This window comes from Pseudomonas sp. P5_A12 (genome assembly GCF_056400685.1).
This window is the reverse complement of sequence record NZ_JBFUKU010000423.1, coordinates 1-3,474: the sequence shown is the minus strand read 5'-3', so window position 1 is coordinate 3,474 and position 3,474 is coordinate 1. Positions and strand designations below refer to the sequence as shown.

At 59.8% G+C, this 3,474-nt stretch carries 3 protein-coding genes; all 3 read left to right on the top strand.

The genetic code is table 11. The features are described from left to right. The coding region (locus AC1DSG_RS29200) for a (2Fe-2S)-binding protein (protein ID WP_477793973.1) at positions 1–1,536 on the top strand (1,536 nt) is incomplete at its 5' end. After that, the gene (nirD, locus tag AC1DSG_RS29195) at positions 1,533–1,850 is read left to right on the top strand and encodes a nitrite reductase small subunit NirD (protein ID WP_007948247.1); all 318 of its coding nucleotides are present in this window, start codon (positions 1,533–1,535) and stop codon (positions 1,848–1,850) included. The genes AC1DSG_RS29200 and nirD, both read left to right, overlap by 4 nt. Further along, positions 1,850–3,474 (top strand): molybdopterin-dependent oxidoreductase (locus AC1DSG_RS29190; protein WP_477793972.1); only part of this gene is annotated, 1,625 nt, incomplete at its 3' end. The genes nirD and AC1DSG_RS29190, both read left to right, overlap by 1 nt.

The window sequence follows — 3,474 nt, the reverse complement described above, 5'->3', positions numbered from 1 at the left end:
CAATTGGGCTTCGCCCGCTATCAAGGCTCGGTGACGTCGACCAAATTGAAAGTCACTGGCATTGACCTCTTCTCCGCCGGCGACTTCATGGGCGGCGAAGGCACGGAAACCATCACCCTCTCCGACCCGATCGGCGGGGTCTACAAAAAACTGGTGATCAAGGATGACGTGCTGGTTGGCGCCTGTCTGTACGGCGATACGGCAGATGGCGGTTGGTATTTCCGGCAGATTCGTGAGAATCACGCCATTGGCGAGATCCGCGATCACCTGATGTTTGGTGAAAACGCCTTGGGTGACGTAGGACATCAGGGCCAGGACAAAGCCATGAGCATGGCCGACACCGCCGAAGTCTGCGGCTGCAACGGCGTGTGCAAAGGCACCATCGTCAAGGCAATTCAGGAACATGGACTGTTCAGTGTCGACGAAGTCAAGAAACACACCAAGGCAGCGAGCTCTTGCGGCTCCTGCGCCGGCCTCGTCGAGCAGATCCTGATCAACACAGTGGGCGGTGCGGCAGATGTCAAACCGAAAAGCGAAAAAGCCATCTGCGGTTGCAGCGACCTCAACCACGGCCAAATCCGCCAGGCCATCCGCGATCAACATCTACTGACAATCGCCGGGACCATCAGCTACTTGAACTGGCGCACCCCGAACGGCTGCGCCACCTGCCGCCCGGCGCTTAATTACTACCTGATTTCCACCTGGCCGGGCGAAGCCAAGGATGACCCGCAATCGCGCCTGATCAACGAACGCGCCCACGCCAACATCCAGAAAGACGGCACCTACTCGGTTGTCCCGCGGATGTGGGGTGGCGTGACCAACCCTTCGGAGTTGCGGCGCATCGCCGACGTTGCCGACAAATACAACGTGCCGATGGTCAAGGTTACCGGCGGTCAGCGTATCGATTTGCTGGGGATCAAGAAGCAGGACTTGCCAGGTGTCTGGAAAGACCTCGACATGCCGTCCGGCCACGCCTACGGCAAATCCATCCGCACCGTGAAGACTTGCGTCGGCAGCGAGTTCTGCCGTTTCGGCACGCAGAATTCCACGCAGTTGGGCATCGAACTGGAGCATGACCTGTTCAACATGTGGTCGCCGCACAAAGTGAAACTGGCAGTCTCCGGTTGCCCACGCAACTGTTCGGAAGCGGGCATCAAAGACGTAGGCATTATCGGCGTGGATTCCGGCTGGGAGATGTACATCGGTGGTAACGGCGGGATCAAAACCGAAGTCGCCGAGTTCTTCGTCAAATTGAAAACCGCTGAAGAAGTGCGCGAGTACAACGGCGCGTTCTTGCAGCTCTATCGCGAAGAAGCCTTCTACCTCGAACGCACCGTGCATTACCTGCAACGGGTCGGTATGGACCACATCAAGAAAGCCGTGCTGGAAGACCCGGAGCGACGCAAGGCGCTCAATGATCGACTGCAATTTTCCCTGTCGTTCGAACAGGACCCGTGGAAGGAACGCCTGGAACAGCCACTGCTGAAGAARGAATTCGACGTCATCCCCGTGAAAAACCTGGAGGTGCTGGCATGAACTGGCTCGATATCTGCGCACTGGAAGAGATCAACGCCTTGGGCTCGCGGATCATCGCCGGCCCTAAAGGTGACATCGCGATTTTTCGTACCAGCGACGATGAGGTGTTCGCCCTCGACGACCGCTGCCCGCACAAGGGCGGGCCGCTGTCCCAAGGCTTGATCTATGGCAAACGTGTGGCCTGCCCGCTGCACAACTGGCAAATCGACCTGGAAAGCGGCGAAGCCCTGGCCCCAGACGTCGGCTGCGCCCATCACCACCCGGCGCGGGTCGAAAATGGCCGAGTAATGCTGGCCCTGCGGGACGCAGGCTGATGGACCGCCAGATCACCGCGTCCACCTGCTGCTATTGCGGGGTTGGCTGCGGGGTGCTGATCGAACATGACGGCGAGCACATCCTCGGCGTCAGCGGCGATCCGGCGCACCCGGCCAACTTCGGCAAGTTGTGCAGCAAGGGATCAACCCTGCATTTGACCGGCGACTTGACGGCGCGAGCGCTGTACCCCGAACTGCGCCTTGGCAAAGGCCTGGCACGCAGCCGCACCGATTGGGACACCGCCCTCGATCACGCCACCAACGTTTTCGCCAAAACCATTGCCGAGCATGGCCCGGACAGCGTGGCGTTCTACATTTCAGGGCAGTTGCTGACCGAGGACTATTACGCCTTCAACAAACTGGCGCGAGCGCTGGTGGGCACCAATAACATCGACAGCAATTCGCGGCTGTGCATGTCGTCGGCAGTGGTCGGCTACAAACGCAGCCTCGGCGCTGATGCACCGCCGTGCAGCTATGAAGACCTGGAGCTGAGCGACTGCGTAATGATTGTGGGCAGCAACATGGCCTACGCCCACCCAGTGCTTTTTCGCCGACTGGAAGAAGCCAAATCCCGCCGGCCACAGATGAAAGTCATCGTCATCGACCCACGTCGCACCGACACCTGCGATTTGGCTGACCTGCACCTGGCAATTCTCCCGGGGACCGATGTCGCCTTGTTCCATGGGATTTTGCACCTGCTGCTGTGGGAAGACTGGGTCGACCGCGACTACATCAACGCCCATACCGAAGGCCTGTCCGAGCTGAAGCGCCTGGTGCGCGATTACACACCGCAGATGGTGTCGCAGCTGTGCGGAATCAGTATTGAACAACTGCAGCAATGCGCTGAGTGGGTCGGTACTTCACCGAGTTTCCTGTCGTTGTGGTGCATGGGGTTGAACCAGTCCACCGCCGGCAGCGCAAAAAACAGCGCACTGATCAACTTACACCTGGCGACCGGGCAAATTGGCCGTCCGGGTGCAGGACCTTTCTCGTTGACCGGTCAGCCAAATGCCATGGGCGGGCGCGAAACCGGCAGTCTGTCTAACCTGCTGCCGGGGCATCGAGACGCTGCCAATGCGGAGCACCGTTCCGAGGTGGCAGCCTACTGGGGTGTTGATCAGCTGCCTGAAAACCCTGGGCTGAGCGCCATCGAGTTGTTTGAGCAGGTCAGTAGCGGAAAAATCAAAGCCCTGTGGATTGCCTGTACCAACCCCGCGCAGTCCCTTCCCGATCAAACCGCCGTGCGCGCCGCATTGGAGACCTGCCCATTCGTGGTGTTGCAGGAGGCTTTTCGCACCACCGAAACCGCTGCGTTCGCCGATCTGCTGCTACCCGCCGCCAGTTGGGGTGAAAAAGACGGCACGGTAACCAATTCCGAACGGCGTATTTCCCACGTCCGCCGGGCGATCGTCGCACCGGGTGAAGCGCGCCCGGACTGGGCGATCACGGTGGATTTCGCACAGCGCCTGGAGAAACAACTGCGCCCGGATGCCACCAGCCTGTTTGCCTTTGAAACCCCGGCGCAGGTCTTCGACGAATACAAACAGCTGACCCGTGGCCGCGATCTGGATTTGTCCGGAATCAGCCACGAGTTGATCGACACAATCGGCCCGCAACAATGGCC